The organism is Paenarthrobacter sp. 4246 (assembly GCF_040546855.1).
Classification (GTDB): Bacteria; Actinomycetota; Actinomycetes; order Actinomycetales; family Micrococcaceae; genus Arthrobacter.
Window position 1 is genome coordinate 413,607 of record NZ_JBEPOP010000001.1, and the last position, 15,354, is coordinate 428,960.

General features: G+C 61.3%; 14 protein-coding genes and 1 pseudogene. 8 read left to right on the forward strand and 7 right to left on the reverse strand.

All coding sequences use genetic code 11. The features are described from left to right. Positions 1-58 precede the first annotated feature (58 nt). Positions 59-1,522, forward strand: a complete 1,464-nt coding sequence (locus tag ABIE35_RS01915; protein WP_354512185.1) for a sugar transferase — start codon at positions 59-61, stop codon at positions 1,520-1,522. Here ABIE35_RS01915 and ABIE35_RS01920 read toward each other — a convergent pair. After that, positions 1,516-2,901, reverse strand: a complete 1,386-nt coding sequence (locus ABIE35_RS01920) for an O-antigen ligase family protein (RefSeq protein WP_354512186.1) — start codon at positions 2,899-2,901, stop codon at positions 1,516-1,518. The two genes, ABIE35_RS01915 and ABIE35_RS01920, sit on opposite strands and share 7 nt — an antisense overlap. Positions 2,902-2,985: 84 nt before the next feature. After that, positions 2,986-4,095: a nucleotidyltransferase family protein gene (locus tag ABIE35_RS01925; protein ID WP_354512187.1), complete on the reverse strand. Its 1,110-nt coding sequence runs from the start codon at positions 4,093-4,095 to the stop codon at positions 2,986-2,988. A gap of 528 nt (positions 4,096-4,623) precedes the next feature. Here ABIE35_RS01925 and ABIE35_RS01930 point away from each other — a divergent pair. From ABIE35_RS01930 to ABIE35_RS01950, 5 genes and pseudogenes are all read left to right on the forward strand, one after another. Further along, a pseudogene (locus tag ABIE35_RS01930) lies at positions 4,624-4,911 on the forward strand (glycosyltransferase); the annotation flags it as partial. Between the two features lie 15 nt (positions 4,912-4,926). Continuing rightward, positions 4,927-5,532, forward strand: coding sequence for a glycosyltransferase (locus tag ABIE35_RS01935; protein WP_354512351.1), 606 nt, complete (start codon positions 4,927-4,929; stop codon positions 5,530-5,532). Then, positions 5,529-6,572 carry a glycosyltransferase family 4 protein gene (locus tag ABIE35_RS01940; protein ID WP_354512188.1) on the forward strand — a complete coding sequence of 348 codons (1,044 nt, stop codon included), beginning with the start codon at positions 5,529-5,531 and terminating at the stop codon, positions 6,570-6,572. Before ABIE35_RS01935 ends, ABIE35_RS01940 begins: the two co-directional genes overlap by 4 nt. Next, complete coding sequence (locus ABIE35_RS01945; RefSeq protein ID WP_354512189.1) at positions 6,569-7,627, forward strand: polysaccharide pyruvyl transferase family protein; 1,059 nt, start codon at positions 6,569-6,571, stop codon at positions 7,625-7,627. Before ABIE35_RS01940 ends, ABIE35_RS01945 begins: the two co-directional genes overlap by 4 nt. Continuing rightward, positions 7,624-8,760 (forward strand): hypothetical protein, encoded by a 1,137-nt coding sequence (locus ABIE35_RS01950; protein ID WP_354512190.1) that lies wholly within the window; start codon positions 7,624-7,626, stop codon positions 8,758-8,760. Before ABIE35_RS01945 ends, ABIE35_RS01950 begins: the two co-directional genes overlap by 4 nt. A gap of 28 nt (positions 8,761-8,788) precedes the next feature. On the opposite strand, the gene lepB is transcribed toward ABIE35_RS01950, so the two are convergent. The 4 genes from lepB to ABIE35_RS01970 form a co-directional block, all read right to left on the reverse strand. After that, positions 8,789-9,493, reverse strand: a complete 705-nt coding sequence (gene lepB, locus ABIE35_RS01955; RefSeq protein WP_354512191.1) for a signal peptidase I — start codon at positions 9,491-9,493, stop codon at positions 8,789-8,791. A gap of 2 nt (positions 9,494-9,495) precedes the next feature. Further along, complete coding sequence (locus ABIE35_RS01960; RefSeq protein WP_354512192.1) at positions 9,496-10,614, reverse strand: PqqD family peptide modification chaperone; 1,119 nt, start codon at positions 10,612-10,614, stop codon at positions 9,496-9,498. Between the two features lie 152 nt (positions 10,615-10,766). Continuing rightward, a complete protein-coding gene (locus ABIE35_RS01965) occupies positions 10,767-11,408 on the reverse strand; it encodes a hypothetical protein (RefSeq protein ID WP_354512193.1) in 642 nt (213 codons plus the stop codon). Between the two features lie 191 nt (positions 11,409-11,599). Beyond that, positions 11,600-12,484 (reverse strand): helix-turn-helix domain-containing protein, encoded by an 885-nt coding sequence (locus ABIE35_RS01970; RefSeq protein ID WP_354512194.1) that lies wholly within the window; start codon positions 12,482-12,484, stop codon positions 11,600-11,602. 140 nt (positions 12,485-12,624) lie between these two features. Here ABIE35_RS01970 and ABIE35_RS01975 point away from each other — a divergent pair, with 140 nt between their 5' ends. Beyond that, positions 12,625-14,154 carry a tyrosine-protein kinase domain-containing protein gene (locus ABIE35_RS01975; RefSeq protein WP_354512195.1) on the forward strand — a complete coding sequence of 510 codons (1,530 nt, stop codon included), beginning with the start codon at positions 12,625-12,627 and terminating at the stop codon, positions 14,152-14,154. Beyond that, a complete protein-coding gene (locus tag ABIE35_RS01980; protein ID WP_354512196.1) occupies positions 14,151-14,780 on the forward strand; it encodes an arsenate reductase/protein-tyrosine-phosphatase family protein in 630 nt (209 codons plus the stop codon). The genes ABIE35_RS01975 and ABIE35_RS01980 overlap by 4 nt, the downstream gene beginning before the upstream one ends. On the opposite strand, the gene ABIE35_RS01985 is transcribed toward ABIE35_RS01980, so the two are convergent. Then, positions 14,777-15,199: a VanZ family protein gene (locus tag ABIE35_RS01985; protein ID WP_354512197.1), complete on the reverse strand. Its 423-nt coding sequence runs from the start codon at positions 15,197-15,199 to the stop codon at positions 14,777-14,779. The genes ABIE35_RS01980 and ABIE35_RS01985 overlap by 4 nt on opposite strands. Positions 15,200-15,354: the final 155 nt, after the last annotated feature.

Here is a 15,354-nt window from a genome sequence, read left to right on the forward strand (position 1 = left end):
CACGGATCACCATAAGGCAACTCCGCGCTGCCACTCTGCAGTTCTTGAGCTGACCGCCATGACTGCCTTTGTTTCGGCCTCCCGCGACGTCGCTTTCGCTGCAGGCTCTACGTGGTTGCGCACCCAGAGCATCAAGATGAGATTTCTTGATCTTGCCTGCGTTGTCATAGCTGTAGGTGGAGCCCATCTTTTGCGGTTCGGCACCGAAGATGTCACCGTTGCCGGCGGAGACGCGGAGCTGTCGTACTCGACGCTCTCCGTTGTCCTCATTCTCACGTGGACTGCCGCGTTGGAGTTCGGCGGCACGAGGGACCGTAAAGTTCTTGGCACCGGAACTGACGAGTATAAGCGGGTCGCCGTATCATCGCTGTGGCTCTTCGGATGTCTGGCGGTCGTCTCCTATGTCTTCCAACTCCAGACGGCACGGGGATACGTTTCAGTGGCCCTCCCCCTTGGCGTCGTACTGCTCCTTTTGGTCCGGTTCGCCCAACGGCGGACCCTGCACCGGAGCCGGCTCGAGGGACGGAATCTCCACAGAGTGCTCCTGATTGGTGCGCCCAACAACGTCAATCACTTGTCAGACAAGCTGAATCAGCACATAGTGTCCGGCTACAAACCAGTTGCAGCCCTCCTCACCGAATCAGCGTCGACGGCTAGAACCAATTTGCCCGTTCTGGGCTCCTATCCCAGTGTGGACATGGTCCTCGACTCCATCGACGAGTCCGGAGCAGACACAGTGGCGGTCTGCGGCGGGGCACATTTGGACCCTGCCTTCCTGCGGCAGCTGGGGTGGGCACTCTCCGCCCGTGACATCGGTATGATCGTTGCCCCTGCCCTCACGGACATCTCCGGTCCCAGAATCCACATGCAGCCGGTTGCGGGACTTCCACTGATCCACGTCACAACGCCGAAACTCAGTGGCATGAAGGCATTTGCCAAACGCGCCCTGGACGTTTGCCTTTCCTCCTTGTTGCTTCTGTTGCTCTCCGTACCGATGCTGGTGATAGCCGTCCTGGTCAAACTGGACAGCCCCGGGTCTGCCTTCTTCTTCCAAGAGCGGATTGGCAAAGGCGGCCAGTCATTCAAAATGATCAAGTTCCGCTCGATGCGCAACAATGCTGAGACTCTCTTGGAGGCTTTCCAGGCCCAAAGCCAGGACAGCGTCATCTTCTTCAAGATGAAAGACGATCCCCGGGTCACCCGTTTGGGTGCATGGATCCGGCGATACTCCATCGACGAGCTGCCGCAGCTCCTCAACGTGCTCAACGGCACCATGAGTCTTGTTGGGCCTCGCCCTCAGGTGGCCCGCGAGGTGGAGATGTATGACTTCGCCTCCGTCAGGCGCCTCTTGGTCAAGCCGGGCATGACCGGGTTGTGGCAGGTGAGCGGCCGCAACGATCTTTCACTGGAGGAATCGATCCGCCTGGATCTCTATTACGTGGAGAACTGGTCCTTGGCCCAGGACATCGTCATCCTCTTCCGAACGGCCAAGGCCGTGGTTGGGAAAGACGGCGCCTACTGACCCTGCGCTTTCATCAACGGTTGCTTCGACGCGTCGTCAGCCGCCAGCAGGGCGAAGAAGGTCCAGATCGGCAAGAACGTCCATGACGACTGTGTGGATACACCAAGTGCTGTGAAGACAGCCAGCATGCCCAGCAAGGATGCATTCCTGAAGTTCCGCCACAGAAGGACCACAATAAGGAGTCCAAAGGCGATGAGAGCGACGTAGCCAAGTTCAGCCGCCACATGGGCGTAGGCATTCTCCGCGATGGGACGCGTCTGGTCCGTGGAGTAAATCCAAGGCAACTGGCGGCCGCTGACATATTGGTCGAAATAGGCACCATAGCGTCCGGGCCCCACTCCAAAAATGGGATTGTCTGAACTCATATCAAAGGAAATCTGGGATTTCACTCCGCGCAGGTTCAATGACGTTGTGGCGTACTGGTAGTCCGGAGCAAATTCGGTAAAACCAATCTTTGCCAGCTGCCGGCCAAGGGTGGTCCTCAGGCTTTCAGAAAAGAGCAGTGCCAAAACCCCAACCAGTACCGTCGCGATCAAGGGAACCACTACCCTGGAAAACTTGAGGATGACTATCATCGCAATTCCAACAGCAAGTCCTGCATAGGCTGTGGTGGATTGGGAATACAGAATTGACAAGGCCGCCACCACCGCAGCCAGGTAGCTTCTGTTGTACAGGGCCACCAGAATTGCCGCCCCGGCGAAGAAGCCCAGGTGTTGCCCTTCCAGGAAGGGCCCTGAACGAAGAGTCTCCACCGTGTCATCGACGCCCAGTGTCCGGAAGCCAAGGGTGCCGATCAGTTGGGTGTTTCCGGACAGGGCGGAGGCCCACTGCATCAGGACTGCCACTCCGCAGAGCCAGATCGATGCGACGATTGCCCGCACGGTCCTTTGCCGGTCCACACGCCGGAGGACAGACCAGTAACACAGCGCCAGAAGAGCGTATCCGCTGTACAGAAGGAGATCGGTTTCGTAGCCCCTGTCATAGCCAACCGACCTGAGGCCACCGCTGCCCGGGGTGAGGTTGACCAAGGCAGAGAAGACAGTCGCAAGGGCAAGGGCAGCCACGGCCACACTGGCGAGGTCCCGTTTTCTCCTCATGGCTCTCCGGCCAAGCACATACGTGGCGATGCCCATGATCCCGAGGATTTCACTGATCTTAAGCGGGAAACCCACAGGGACGGTCAGTGCATACTGGAACGGCATGAAGACGACGCTGAGCAGCATGAAGCGCTGGAACCACGGCCCTGTGGTCAGGACCTTCCGGAGGGACTCCGGCCTGGCCCGTGGAAGCACGGGAGGCTCTTGCGGTGACGCGTCCGTGCCCTGCTCCACGATGTCCCTGCTCAAAGCTCCCACACCGTGACTGATCTGATTCCGCATACAAACGCCCCTGAATTTCTTCGGCCCCCATGACCGATCATCTGCACTGCATTCCAGCAAACTTCACTCGTTCAAAGCTCTCTCCTACCGGCGGAAGAGCTTCGCAATCCGGCGGAACCTGGCGCCGATGAGACTTGATGTGGAACGGCCCGCTCGTCCGTCGGAAGCTGCCAGGACCTCCGCCTGGGGCCACACCGCCCGCCTGATGAATAGCAAGCGTTCTCCGGCAGGAAGAGACCTGAAAATCATCCAGTAGGCCCGCCACCATCCCTTGCTTTCACGCCACTTCCAATTCAGGGGGACTTCATGATCAACCCGAAGATGCGCCGCCGGGAATGCGAGCCGAAGGGCGGGCTCGAGGACGGCTGAAGCCTTCACGCTGTTGGCAAACTGCAACACCTGCTGTCCCCCGAGCCGCAGCTTTTCAGCGTGCTCTCCGGCTTCCACTGCCGTTTTCCCATGCCTTGCCTCCGGCCGGAGGTCGTGGAGAGCGAAGATGACTGCGTGCGCCGGGAGATCGGGCGTCAGCATCGGTACCCCTGCGAACAGGGTGGCTTGAGAGTTTTCCATCACCTTGGCGAAAACGGCTGAGTCGTCATCCGCGCATCCGGGAATGTGTCGATGCACGTCCACCTCACAGCCCCACGAGCCAGGTTCAAGAGCCACCGAATGGTTGAAGGAGAGGCCGGACCATTGGTCCGTCCTTCCGTTCCATCCCCATGATTCGAGTGCGGTGCATAGAACCTCGAGATGTGCGGGATCGGCCCAAACATCCACATCACCGGAGTGCTCCCTCTCCCGCAGGCCTTGGCGGTGGAGCATTGGCCCCTTAATGGAAATGGCGTCGACTCCATGGTCGCGGGCAACACTGGCAACCAAGGCATAGACCATCTCATGGACGGGTGAGGACATCCACGGCGCCCTGAGTTCGAATATCCGTGCTGGATGCGAAGGGTCATCGGACGCGATGCCCGCCGCCGCGAACTCGCGGACCAGGGCCTGCCCGGCTTTGTCGAGGCCGGCGTCCGGCACTGGACCATCCATAAGTTTCCGCCAGAGGACGGCCGGCACGCCGGCCAAGCCTATGGGTTCCGACGGCACGGTTGCCAAAAGCATCAGTTCGACGTCCGTCTGATTTTCGTGCCAGCCACGGAGGTCCAATGCGCCATAAGCGATTGCTACCCAGCTCGTCATTCGCCGCCCTCCCCCGGGACCCCTGTGAACGGCGTGGAACAGCTCGAGATTCCCGCACGCATCTGTAATTTTCAGTCCTGATAAATCTACCGCAATTCAAAGTCGGCAGATTAATCAGGACGCTTACAGTAAACAATCCACACAAGCCCGAATATGCCCGTGGATCGGTTATCCTTGACTTTGGTCGAACACCAGACGGGCTCCGTTGTTGCTACGTCCTCACATCAAATTTAGGGTGAGGCACTGCCACGGGCCGGGAGTCTACATCTGATGCGCCGATGAATGGGGGAGCGTGGAAATGGCGGAATTTTGGCATGGACTTTATTACCAGTCGCGCAATGAACAAATCGACTCTGCGTTGACGCAAGCAGGTGCGGGTTGGTAGCCACTGATTCCAGTCGGATTCTTCATGTGGTTGACCGCATCGAGGGCGGGGTCCCAAAAGCTGTCCGGAGCTACATTGAAAACAGCCCCAAGGAGTTCACCCACCTGGTTTTGTCGCCTTTTCAGAAAGGGCAGCCTGCGCCTGTGTGGCAGGGCTTGGCCGTTGAGCACCACGATCTGGGGCCAGGGCTCTTCAAACGCATTGCCACGGTTGGCACCACCGTCGATCTGCTGATGCCCCAGGTTGTCCACGCCCACTCCAGCTTCCCCGGTCTCTACACCCGCGCGCGGCGCATAGCGGCCCCAGTGGTCTACGAACCCCACTGCTTCAAGCATGACGACCCAAACACCTCCCCCGTGAAGCGGGCACTCTATCGAGGTGCCGAGAGATTCCTCGCACAAAGGACCTGGAAATTCGGGACCCTGTCTTCCCATGAGGAGAAACTGGTGCGTGCGCTGAGCCCGTCCGCTACGTGCGTCGCCATCCCCAACCTGCCTACTGTCGCCTCCCGACCAGCCGAGCATGGACCGCTTTCCAGCCGAGCCATACCGGTGGTTTCCATGGTGGGAAGAATCGCCCGGCAGAAGGACCCTGCGTTCTTCAGCGAGGTTGCCGCTGCCCTGCGGAGCAAGGTGCCATCCGTGCGCTTTCAGTGGATTGGGGACGGCGATCCGGAACTGCGACGAGGCCTTGAACGGGCCGGAATCCAGGTGACCGGCTGGCTCGACAACCCGGGAGTGGCTGAATCCCTCGCTTCCAGCAGCGTCTACGTTCATTCCGCCGCGTATGAAGGCTTTCCCCTCAGCATCCTCGATGCCGCTGCCCAAGGCGTTCCCATTGCTGCCCGCAGCATCAGCGCCCTGGGAGACTCCGGCTTGCTGCAAGCAGGTGACGCCGACGGAGTGGCCGGTCTTGTGGCCGCCATCCTCAGCGATGCCGGGACAAGAGAGCTTGCGCTGGCGGCGAACCGCTCCCTGCTGGCCCGCATGAATCGTTCGACCCTGCACACTGCTCTTCGTGACCTCTATGACCTGAAAGGGCCTGATCGTTGAACCGACTCAAGCAAGTGTCGTTCCCGTCCCGGATTCTCTCCCGCCACGTTGGCGGAAACACCACCTATGCGCGGGAGATCGCCAAAGGCCTTGAGCTGAGAGGCGTCCAGATCAGCCAACTTGGCTCATCCAAACGTGCGGCACTCACCGCCCTCATGGAGACATGGCAAGGTCTTACGGTGCCCGCGCAACCTGGCTTTGTGCTGCACTACAGCGCTGACACCGGTCCGCTGCTGCCCACCCGTGCTCCCTCGGTGGTGACCGTCCACGGCGTTGCGAGCCGCTGGATCACCACGGCGAGATCGGCCCGGCAGGAAAAGATCTGGCGAACCCGGGTCCAGCGGGCCATTCACTCAACGGATGCGGTCATTACTGTCTCCAAGTCCAGTGCAGACGATGTTTCCGAGGTGTTCGGAATAGACCCGGCCCTTATTACGACGATTCCCCATGGCATCGACACTGAGTACTTTGCTCAGCCACGGGCTCTCAGCGACCGGCTTCAGCACCTTCGATCCACGCCCTACGTGCTTTACCTCGGAAACATTGAACCGAGGAAGAACTTGATTGAACTTATACGGGCGTTCTCGCTGCCCCAGCTCAAGGGCCTCGGCGCAAAATTGGTCATCGCGGGAAAGCCCGCATGGAACGCGGCTGAGACCATGGCAGCGATTGAGTCTGCCGGCATTGAACATCTGGGTTTCGTTGATGACGATGAGCGGGTGGCGCTCATGCAGCATGCAGCCCTCTTCGCCTTCCCCAGCCTTTACGAGGGCTTCGGATTTCCTGTTCTCGAAGCCATGGCCTCCGGAGTTCCCGTCATTTGTTCGGACCGCGGCTCCCTCAAGGAAGTGGCAGGTCCGGCCTTGCTGTTCGAGGACACCGATGCCGACTCAATCGCCCGTGGCATTGCAGGGGCTCTTGGCAGTTCCGCGGCGAACGGACACTCACGCGAGGCCGGCCTCGCTTGGGCGAAGCGCTTTAGTTGGGATGCCAGCGTGGACGCGCATACCGAGGTTTACGAGCAGGTGTTGCAGCGATGAAAGTCCTCATTCTCCACGGCTACAGTGCTGACAACATCGGCGACGGCATGCTGGTCACCGAAGCAATCGAACTCATCACTGCGACCTTCCCGTCCGAGGCCATCGATCTCACACTGTGTGCCTCCGATCCTGGGAGTTTTGATCTCCCTGGCGTCTCACTACGTCGAAGCAAGCCGTCCCTCCGCGGCTATGACCGTGACTACCTCGCGACCCTGCGGAATCTAGACAGCTTCGACCTTATTGTGGGCGTTGGCGGTGGCTACCTGCGCGGCGGAAACTGCGTTGAGCTGGCCAAAGCGCTTTTGGTCCATGGTGTCCAGTTGCGGGCAGCCAGCCGGCATGGAGCAAAGGTTGTCTATCTTCCCCAAAGCATCGGTCCCCTGAGGCTGGGCAGTACCCCATGGTTCAGGAGGCACCTGGGTAGGCTCAGCCAGGTTTGGGCCCGCGATGACCGCACGGTCCAGGAGCTCGGGCTGCCGTCCGTCGTCCGACGCGTCCCCGACATGGCAGTCCTCCGCGTCCCGGCACGGACCACACAGCCAGTGGAAGCCACTCCCGTGTACTCGGTACGAAACCTTCGTGGTGGCCTCCCTGCTCCCGTCATCGAGCTGGCGGACCTGCTGGGGTCCTTCGACGGTTACGTACAGAGTCAAACCGGTGGAAACCAGGACCTCTCCCCCATGCAGAGCCTCAACCCGCGGCGGATCCTCAGCCGCGGGGACTTCCTGAATGGCGCCGCCGCCAAACGGGTGGTGGTAGCCGTGCGGTTGCATGCTGCGCTCATGGCTTTGCAGGCAGGCCACTATGTTATTCACCTGTCATACGAGCGAAAAGGGTTTGCTGCGTTCGAGGATCTGGGACTCAAAGAGTACGTCCACAACGCGTTCAGTTTTGATCCGGAGACGGTTCACGCCCACATTCACCGCCTATTGGAAAATGAGACGGCCCGCCAAGAATACGACGCTGCGGTGAACCGTTCTGCCGCAAGCACGGACGAGGCCTACAAGGCGCTGGGTGCGAGCCTTCAGAAGGCAGTCTCGGGCGTCACAGCATGACCACTGCTACCGTCACCCGGAGCAACGTGCTCCAACCGCTGGTCATGGTGGCCTCAGGAGCTGTTACGGCCATCGTCCCAGCGGCATTCCAGGCCGTTGCAGCCCGCCTTTTCGCCCTCGAAGGCCAGGCTCAGATAGCACTCATCCTGAGCGTCGGCGCCTTTTGCGCCGGTGTGATCGCCGCGGGTCTGCTCGAGCCACGAATGGCCGATTCCCGTTTGGTCGACAAGACGTACATCCCGGCCTGGGCCACGGCTTTGGGCGTTGCGGGAACACTGGCAATGGTCATTTTCCCGAGCTCCATTGCGGTCCTGGCGTTTGGCCTGCCCTGCGCCATGGTGGCCCTCCAGATAGGGCGGATGCATGCCGCCTATACGGCTGGGTGGAAGATGGAGGCCTTGACTGCTGCCGCGCTGGTCCTGGGTGCGGGCGCTGCCCTGGTCCTTGCACAACAAGATTTACCGTGGGCGGTTTCGGTTTTGGGCGCATCCATGGCAGCCGCCATAGTGATCCGTGCCCTGAAGACCCCCTATAAGGCCTCGGGGCGCCCACGTTTGGCCCCAACGGCCTGGATCACTCTTGAAACTGCCATGGTGGCCTTGGTCCCGTTGGGCATTGTGGCCACGGTGTACCTGCTTCAACGGGATGAGGAAGCTGTTGCCCTCAAGGCCACCATCACGGTCCTCGGAGCGCTTCAGCCCATTCTCGGGTACATGCGGACGCGGCTGCTCGGAGCAGAATCGAGAAGTCTGACCCTGGGCATGTCCGCACTTAGCGTCCTGGCCATAGCGCTCATTCTGGTCCTGGAGATTCTTGGCGTGTTCCAGGACCTGTTCGGCTCTGCCTGGAACGTGGTGACACTCGGCGCCCTGGCACTGGCGTGTCTTTGGAAACTGGTCAGCATCCCGGGAACCCTTCCCTTCACCTATCTGCGCCGCGCAGGGATGGTGGGCCAGGTTTTCTGGATCAGGATCGTGTCGTCCTTGTTGTATCTCGCAGTCAGCGTGGCCTTGATCCTCTGGAGCGATTCACTGGCAGTGCTTTTCCTGGGACTCACCATCGTGGAATCAGTAACAGGTCTGTTGCTGTACGCGAGGTACCGTTCGGTCTCCAAGGCGCTGCAGCAGGCCTGACACGTTGGTCCCCATCGCAGACGAAGAATCAGGAACCCAAAGCTCCCCACTTATCGAAGGGGAAGACGCGCCAATCGACACGTCCCGTAATGTCCCCCCGCTGAACAGTTCTGAGGCAGTCGGCAGGGGCCGCGGGGTTTCTGCATGCTGAGACGGAATCTTCCGAAACAGACCGGTGATCCCCCAGCAGCAAATATTGCCCCTCGCTGAGGATGGCCGGCTCAAAGCAGCGCGGTGACTTTAACGTCGTCGAGCAGTCAAGGGATCCTGGGTGGAGGGGGAAATCCTGATGGATGTACGGTTCACTGATGGCGGCCCCGTTGACCTTGACCGCACCGGCGCCATCACAGCATTCAACAGTGTCACCGGGCACCCCAATGATCCGTTTGACCAAGTACTCGGTGTTGGCAGGGCCAATGCCGGTCAGTTCACCAAACCAGCCCACGCTGCTGCGCAGGAAGCTACGGTCAGGCGAGGGCCCCCAGCTCGGCGGTTTGCGGAAGACAACCACGTCCCCGCGGTCAGGCACCGAAGCGAAGTACGCAGTCCGGTTCACCAGCACCCGGTCGCCCACGTTGAGTGTCTGCTCCATGGAGCCAGTGGGCACGTGATAAATCTTCACCAGCAAACCCTGGATCAGTGCCACGAGAATCAAGGCCAGCAGCGCATGGCTCCACGGCGAACGAAGAAATCGACGACGCCGGCTGGCAGCTTTCGCAGTATCGGGACCCATGGTTATGGGGCCGGGACGCGTACGAGCAGGCCGGCATCTGCAAGAGTTGAAAGAATCCCCGCCACTGCTTCTTCGAGCTTCTGTTCAGGGGGAGCACCAAACTGGCGCTCCACCTCCTGCGCAAGCGAAGCAAAATCGCGGCCCTCGCAGAGCGCCCTCCAGACCAGCGGCCCCACTCCATCAAGGACGTGGACAATTCGATTGCCGTCCAGGACGGCAGTCAGCCCACCGGCTTCCACTGCGTCCAGCACCGGGGCAGGTAGATATGACTCCGGCGCCATCGGACTCCTCACGCCGGCGGTTTCCTCTCCGGGCAGGACGGCCTCCCATGCCTCAGGTGGTTCCCACGCCAACAGCTCCGGGACGAGGGGCAGGACCTCAAAGGCCTCACTGTAGGTGACCCGCCGAATCGCGCCGCAGCGGTCGACGTGCGATGCAATGGTTTGGAGCGGTTTGTCCATGTCGGCCAGATAGCTGATCTCCGGGACGATCTCGACCAGGGCTTCGCATAACCCCAATGCGTCAATCCGGGGCGCACCGGAAAAACCATCGCGCCGGGAAACCAGCACCAGCCCGGCAAGGGCAAGCGACGCAGTGGGCAGCTCACCAAGGCCCAGCACAGAAGGGGCAAGTTGCTCCTTGTACGCCTCGCCGGGCTGGATGACGGACAGTGGCTTTCGGTAGGGATGCACACTACCGTCGGCCTCGATGCCAACGGTCTCGTCGGTGACGTAGCCATACTTGGCACCCAAGTGCCGCGCCAAGGTGGTCTTGCCCCTGCCGGAGGGACCGATGAATGCCAGCACTTGGCCGGACGGTTGTGCGATTCCGGCGGCGTGCAGCATCAGCAGGCGGCCTCGTTGTGCCTCGATGGCTGCCAATGTTGTGTGGGTGGACAGCTCCGCTACGGAACCTGGGAGGCCATCGTCGTCCGGGAAAGACCAGAGGAGCTCGGCGACGATATCCCCAACACCTGGGGTCGCGGTCTTTTCCGGCATTGCATCAGACCATGGTCCGCGGAATTTTCCGAGGCGCGCTTCATCAAACTGTTGCCTTGAAAAATCGAATCGAATCCTGACTAAACCGCCCAGCGCATTGACCAGGATGTCATCAGTCTGCATTTACTCCACCTAAGTTCAGCGGGCCATACCACCTTAGGAATGATTACTGCTGGCGGCCTTCACATACCCTAATGTGCATTCCCGGAACACACGAAAACGCGCCAGCCCACAAGACTGACGCGTTTTCGTCTGAAAACTCCTTCGAAAAGAGCCTAAAGGAGACCCGCACCGACAGGAACGGAGATAGTGCTTGTGGCAGTAAGGGTGCGGCCACCAATAACCACGGTAACTGTGACGGGGAATGTTGCCAAAGCGCTGATACCAACTCCAGTGCTTACACCCGCCAGGCCGAAGACGATGGGAACGTTCAGCGTGCCATTGCTGGCAACGGAGACGGGAACGTCGTTGGTCCACGTCGTAGCCGGGAAGCCGTACTGGCCAATAATGGGTGCCGACTGGTAGACGGCCGTGCGCTGTCCGGCGGTGGTGAGGGTACCGTCGAAGGAGTACACGCCAAAGCCGCGGGCCCGGCCAACGCTGATATTGATGCCTGCAGGGCGGGCGACAGCCACCGTGACCGTAGCAGTCTCCGCCACCGCACCCGGACCATTGGTGAAGGTCAGGGTGGTGGGAACGGTGACCAGGGCCGTGGCCGTAAGCGTTCCGCCGCCATCCAGCAGGGTGAGGGAAAGAAGCGAAGTGGAGGAGGCCGTGAAAGCAAGGCTCAAAGTGTTCACGGACGCTACGGCAGCCGGGGCTGCAACAGCGGCGGCAATGACCGGCACGGACCAGGCGGCACCCTTGACTACGGCGCGGCGGGAGTGCGGCTTGGAAACGGTGACTTCGTCGCTCATTGTTCTTCTCTCAACTCGGAATGAAAACCATCGGTTGGAATCCAGCACTTGCCGAGTTCCCCCATCAGGGATAGACATTACCCACGCATTTTCGCCTCAAAGCGCAGATCTGGCCCTCGCCGGAAGTTTTGTCGCTCAACGGTTCAAGGTCTGCGCGGAACGTCCTCTGCCCCTGCCACAAACGTGAATCTTCATGACTGGGAAGCGTCGATTCCCCGGCGTTCCCTGAGATCCCGCGGCCCGCAGCCGTACAGCTCATCCAGCGCCCGGCGCAGGGCAGCCGTTGTCCCGAACCCAGTCTGCTCGGCGATTTGTTGGATGCTGAGGATGTCGTAACGGGCATCGGTGAGCAACGTTCGCGCCAGCCTGCCGCGTTGCCGGCGAATCTCCGCGGCAATGGAATTTCCCACCTCCGCGAACGCGGCTTGCACCCTCCGAAGTGACGACTGCACAGCCTTGGCCACGGCTTCCGGGTTCAGCTCCCGGTCAGCGCAACGCTGGGCAATGACCGCCATGGCCTGGTCCCGGAGCACCGACGTCAAGGACGTGGAATCCCAGGAAACTCCACAGTGATCCAGCAGGAGGCTGCCCGTCAGTTCAAGAAGGATCTGCTCGGTGGCGTACAGCTCGATGGCAGAACCGTGCCGGGCGGGCTGATTCAGGATGGCGCCGATGAAGGCCTCAGCAGCAGCATCGAGCCGGGAGCGGACGGGAGTGACGGTCACGCTGTCCAGTGCATGGGGGACGAAAGTCTCCGCCGCGCTTCTCTGGATCCGGATCCGTTTCGCGTCCGCTTGCCCGACAAACGGCGACTGCAAGCCCCTGCCGCCAGGGACAACAACAACCGATTCGCCGCCCGGGAGGTGCGTCCCTGAGCGCGGGTCCCGGATATGGCCGGACGCGACGAAGTAAATGTCCACGGTGTCCTCGTGTCCCGTGGCATCGGGGGCATTGAAATCCCCCGAAAGTGAACTAATGGTCAGCTCACCAAATACGCATTCGGCATGCCTCTGAAGACCGTGTTGATCCTGCGCGAAGTACACCGCTCCCATTTGGAGAAAGTCAGTATCCTGCATTTGTCATAAACCCCCCATCCCACCGAGAGGTGGGTATCCCCTTTAGGTCAGCACGTTACGATACTTACAACGCAGTGCAAGAACTGCGTTCTTTTTGTGTCGACGTGTCGACGCCACACAGCATCAGGGGGACCAATTTCATGGAGCTCACGGACTATTGGAAGGTCCTGCGGGCACACTGGATTTCAGTGATTGCCATTACCGTGTTGGGGGGAATAGTCGCATTCGGCTGGACTTTGACCCAGACCAAGGTCTTCAGCGCCGATGCCAGCGGCATCATTTCGGTAGGCGTCAATAAAGACCTCGGTACGGCCATGGCCGGCGAGAGCTACTCCAAATCCCGCGCAAAGTCCTACCTGGACGTCGCGAAATCCCGGTCTGTGGCAGAAACCGTCATCCAGGACCTCAAGCTCCAAGGGACCTCTCCTGAGCAACTGATCAGCCGTATTTCGGCCCAGAACCCGCAAGACACCGCCACCCTCAAATTCTCCGCACAGGCCAGCAGCCCGGAGGATGCCCGCGACCTGGCCGAGGCCTGGGTCCGGGCCGTCGGGGAGCAGGTTGCCGAGCTTGAAAAGGGCAGCAACAGCAGTGAGACGTCCATCGTCAGTTTCCGCTCGCTGGACGCCGCACAGCTCCCCACCACGCCGACGTCCCCCAACACCAGGCTCGCGGTGATGATTGGCGTGGTTGCCGGCCTGCTCCTGGCGATCGGGTACGCACTGCTCAGGAACATCTTCGACCGTCGCGTCCGTTCGGCAGTCCAGCTCGAAGCCGAGACCGGCGTCGCCGTCATTGGAACTATTCCGTTCCACAACAATTTCGACGGCGTCAACCGCCTCGTGTTGTCCCGCGGCGGCAACGATCTTGAGAACAAGAACCACCAGGACTACGCCGTAGCCGAGGCCATCCGTGAACTGCGGACCAACCTCCAGTTCATGGACGTGGATGAGCCTCCCCGCATCATCGTTGTCACCTCTGCCCTCCCGGGTGAAGGAAAGACCACTGTGGTGGCCAACCTTGCCCAAACCATCGCCGCCTCCGGGCAGCGCGTTGTTGTGGTGGACGGTGACCTCCGCCGCCCCACCGTGGCCAAGACGTTTGGGCTGCTGACCAACGTAGGCCTCACGGACGTCCTGATCGGCAGGGCCACCCTCAACGACGTCCTCCAACCCTGGGGCGAAAGCGGCGACCTCTTTGTGCTCGGCGCCGGCTCTGTACCCCCGAACCCCAGCGAACTCCTGGGGTCCAACGTCATGCGGACCCTGCTTGAAGACATTGCCAAGCACGCGATCGTCCTAGTGGATGCCCCGCCGCTGTTGCCCGTCACCGACGCCGCAATCCTCACCGCCCGCACGGACGGAGCCCTGGTAGTGAGCCGCGCAGGCAAGACCACCTACGACCAACTGAAGCGTGCCCTGCAGAACCTCGAACGCGTCAAGGGCAGGCCACTGGGTCTGATCATCAACGGAGTTTCCCGCAAATCCTCCAAGGGCGAGGACTACGGCTACCAGTACTACACCTACTACAACCGCAAGGACACCGGCGAGGAAGCGGCCAAGGCCAACCACGTTCCCGCCGCGGAATCGACTCCCGTGGCCGCGACAGAGCAGGTCCAGTTGACCGACCAGCGCCGTGGCCGCCGCCGCGAAAGTACCAACGCCCTGTGAGCCTGACCAACCAAGTCGCCCAGCCGCCGTCGTCCATTCTGACCGTCTGCACCGGCAACATCTGCCGGTCACCGCTCGCCGAGCAACTGATCCGTGCCCAGCTCCATGACAACGGCCTCAGCAACTTTCAGGTGGTCAGCGCCGGCCTGCACGCTGCGGCAGGGGCGCCCATGGAGCCGCTTCCCGCTGCCCTGTCCAGGGAGTACGGCGGCAACCCGGACGGCTCGGTGGGCCGGCAGATCTCGGCCGGGGTTGTTGAGGCGGCCGGCCTGGTGCTGACCATGACCCGCAAGCAGCGCGACGAACTGGTGAAGAAGTATCCGGGTGCCGCGCAGCGCACGTTCACTATGGCCGAGTTCGCCCGCGCGGCAGCGAAGGTCCCTGCCGGCGAAGGCATGGCAGCTCCGGCCGCCGCCAGCTGGGCATCGGTGACTGGCGCAGTGACGAACACTCCCCTGGCCGGTCTGGTCAGCCGAACGGCAGCCATCCGGTCCACCGCCGAACTCCGCGACGAGGACGATATCCCGGACCCCATCAACGCCAGCGAGGCCGTGCACCGCGACGTTGCCCAGCGCATTGCAGGGCATTGCAAGGACGTTGCCGACATCCTCCGGAAGCACCTCTAAGCAAAAGTCGTCGCAAACCTCTTCATCACCGCGAGGCCCAGCAAGGCTCCCAAGGTGTTCGCCACAACATCCGACAACGCTGTGACGCGCCCCGGAACCACCAGCTGCACCGTTTCGATCAAGGCCGACGATCCTACGGCGAGCAGCCCCGTCGCCCACCAGTTCCACAGCGCGGGCCGGAGGAGGCGGAGAAACGCCCCGAACGGGATGAACAGGACAATGTTGGCAGCGAACTCCACGCCCACTGCGGCGGCGCCGAGCGGCAGGCCAAGCAGCGAAAGCCACCCGGCAATGACCCCCACGAACCCAGTGACGGTGCTGGCTTCACGCGCCGGCAGGAAGACCACCAAGGCCAACGCCACCAGGTACGCGCCGAACATGACCTGGATCCAGCGACGGGCGACCTTCGGGTAAACCACCAGCAACCTCCTCTACCGTGTGCGTGCCTGCAGCCATCAACTATAGGGGTCCATGGCGTCCGCCCCTTGAGATCGTCCACATTCCTTGCGGCCTGCCCTGCTCTTCGGGCGTGTTTTCGGCGTATGCTCTCCTCAGCGCAGGCAAGACGCGTTGT

Bases quoted from the DNA above. Each gene is read 5' to 3' on its own strand.
- ABIE35_RS01960 (WP_354512192.1), bottom strand. From the start codon at position 10,614: ATGCAGACTGATGACATCCTGGTCAATGCGCTGGGCGGTTTAGTCAGG.
- ABIE35_RS01945 (WP_354512189.1), top strand. From the start codon at position 6,569: ATGAAAGTCCTCATTCTCCACGGCTACAGTGCTGACAACATCGGCGAC.
- ABIE35_RS01920 (WP_354512186.1), bottom strand. From the start codon at position 2,901: ATGCGGAATCAGATCAGTCACGGTGTGGGAGCTTTGAGCAGGGACATC.
- lepB (WP_354512191.1), bottom strand. From the start codon at position 9,493: ATGGGTCCCGATACTGCGAAAGCTGCCAGCCGGCGTCGTCGATTTCTT.
- ABIE35_RS01975 (WP_354512195.1), top strand. From the start codon at position 12,625: ATGGAGCTCACGGACTATTGGAAGGTCCTGCGGGCACACTGGATTTCA.
- ABIE35_RS01965 (WP_354512193.1), bottom strand. From the start codon at position 11,408: ATGAGCGACGAAGTCACCGTTTCCAAGCCGCACTCCCGCCGCGCCGTA.
- ABIE35_RS01970 (WP_354512194.1), bottom strand. From the start codon at position 12,484: ATGCAGGATACTGACTTTCTCCAAATGGGAGCGGTGTACTTCGCGCAG.
- ABIE35_RS01915 (WP_354512185.1), top strand. From the start codon at position 59: ATGACTGCCTTTGTTTCGGCCTCCCGCGACGTCGCTTTCGCTGCAGGC.
- ABIE35_RS01925 (WP_354512187.1), bottom strand. From the start codon at position 4,095: ATGACGAGCTGGGTAGCAATCGCTTATGGCGCATTGGACCTCCGTGGC.
- ABIE35_RS01950 (WP_354512190.1), top strand. From the start codon at position 7,624: ATGACCACTGCTACCGTCACCCGGAGCAACGTGCTCCAACCGCTGGTC.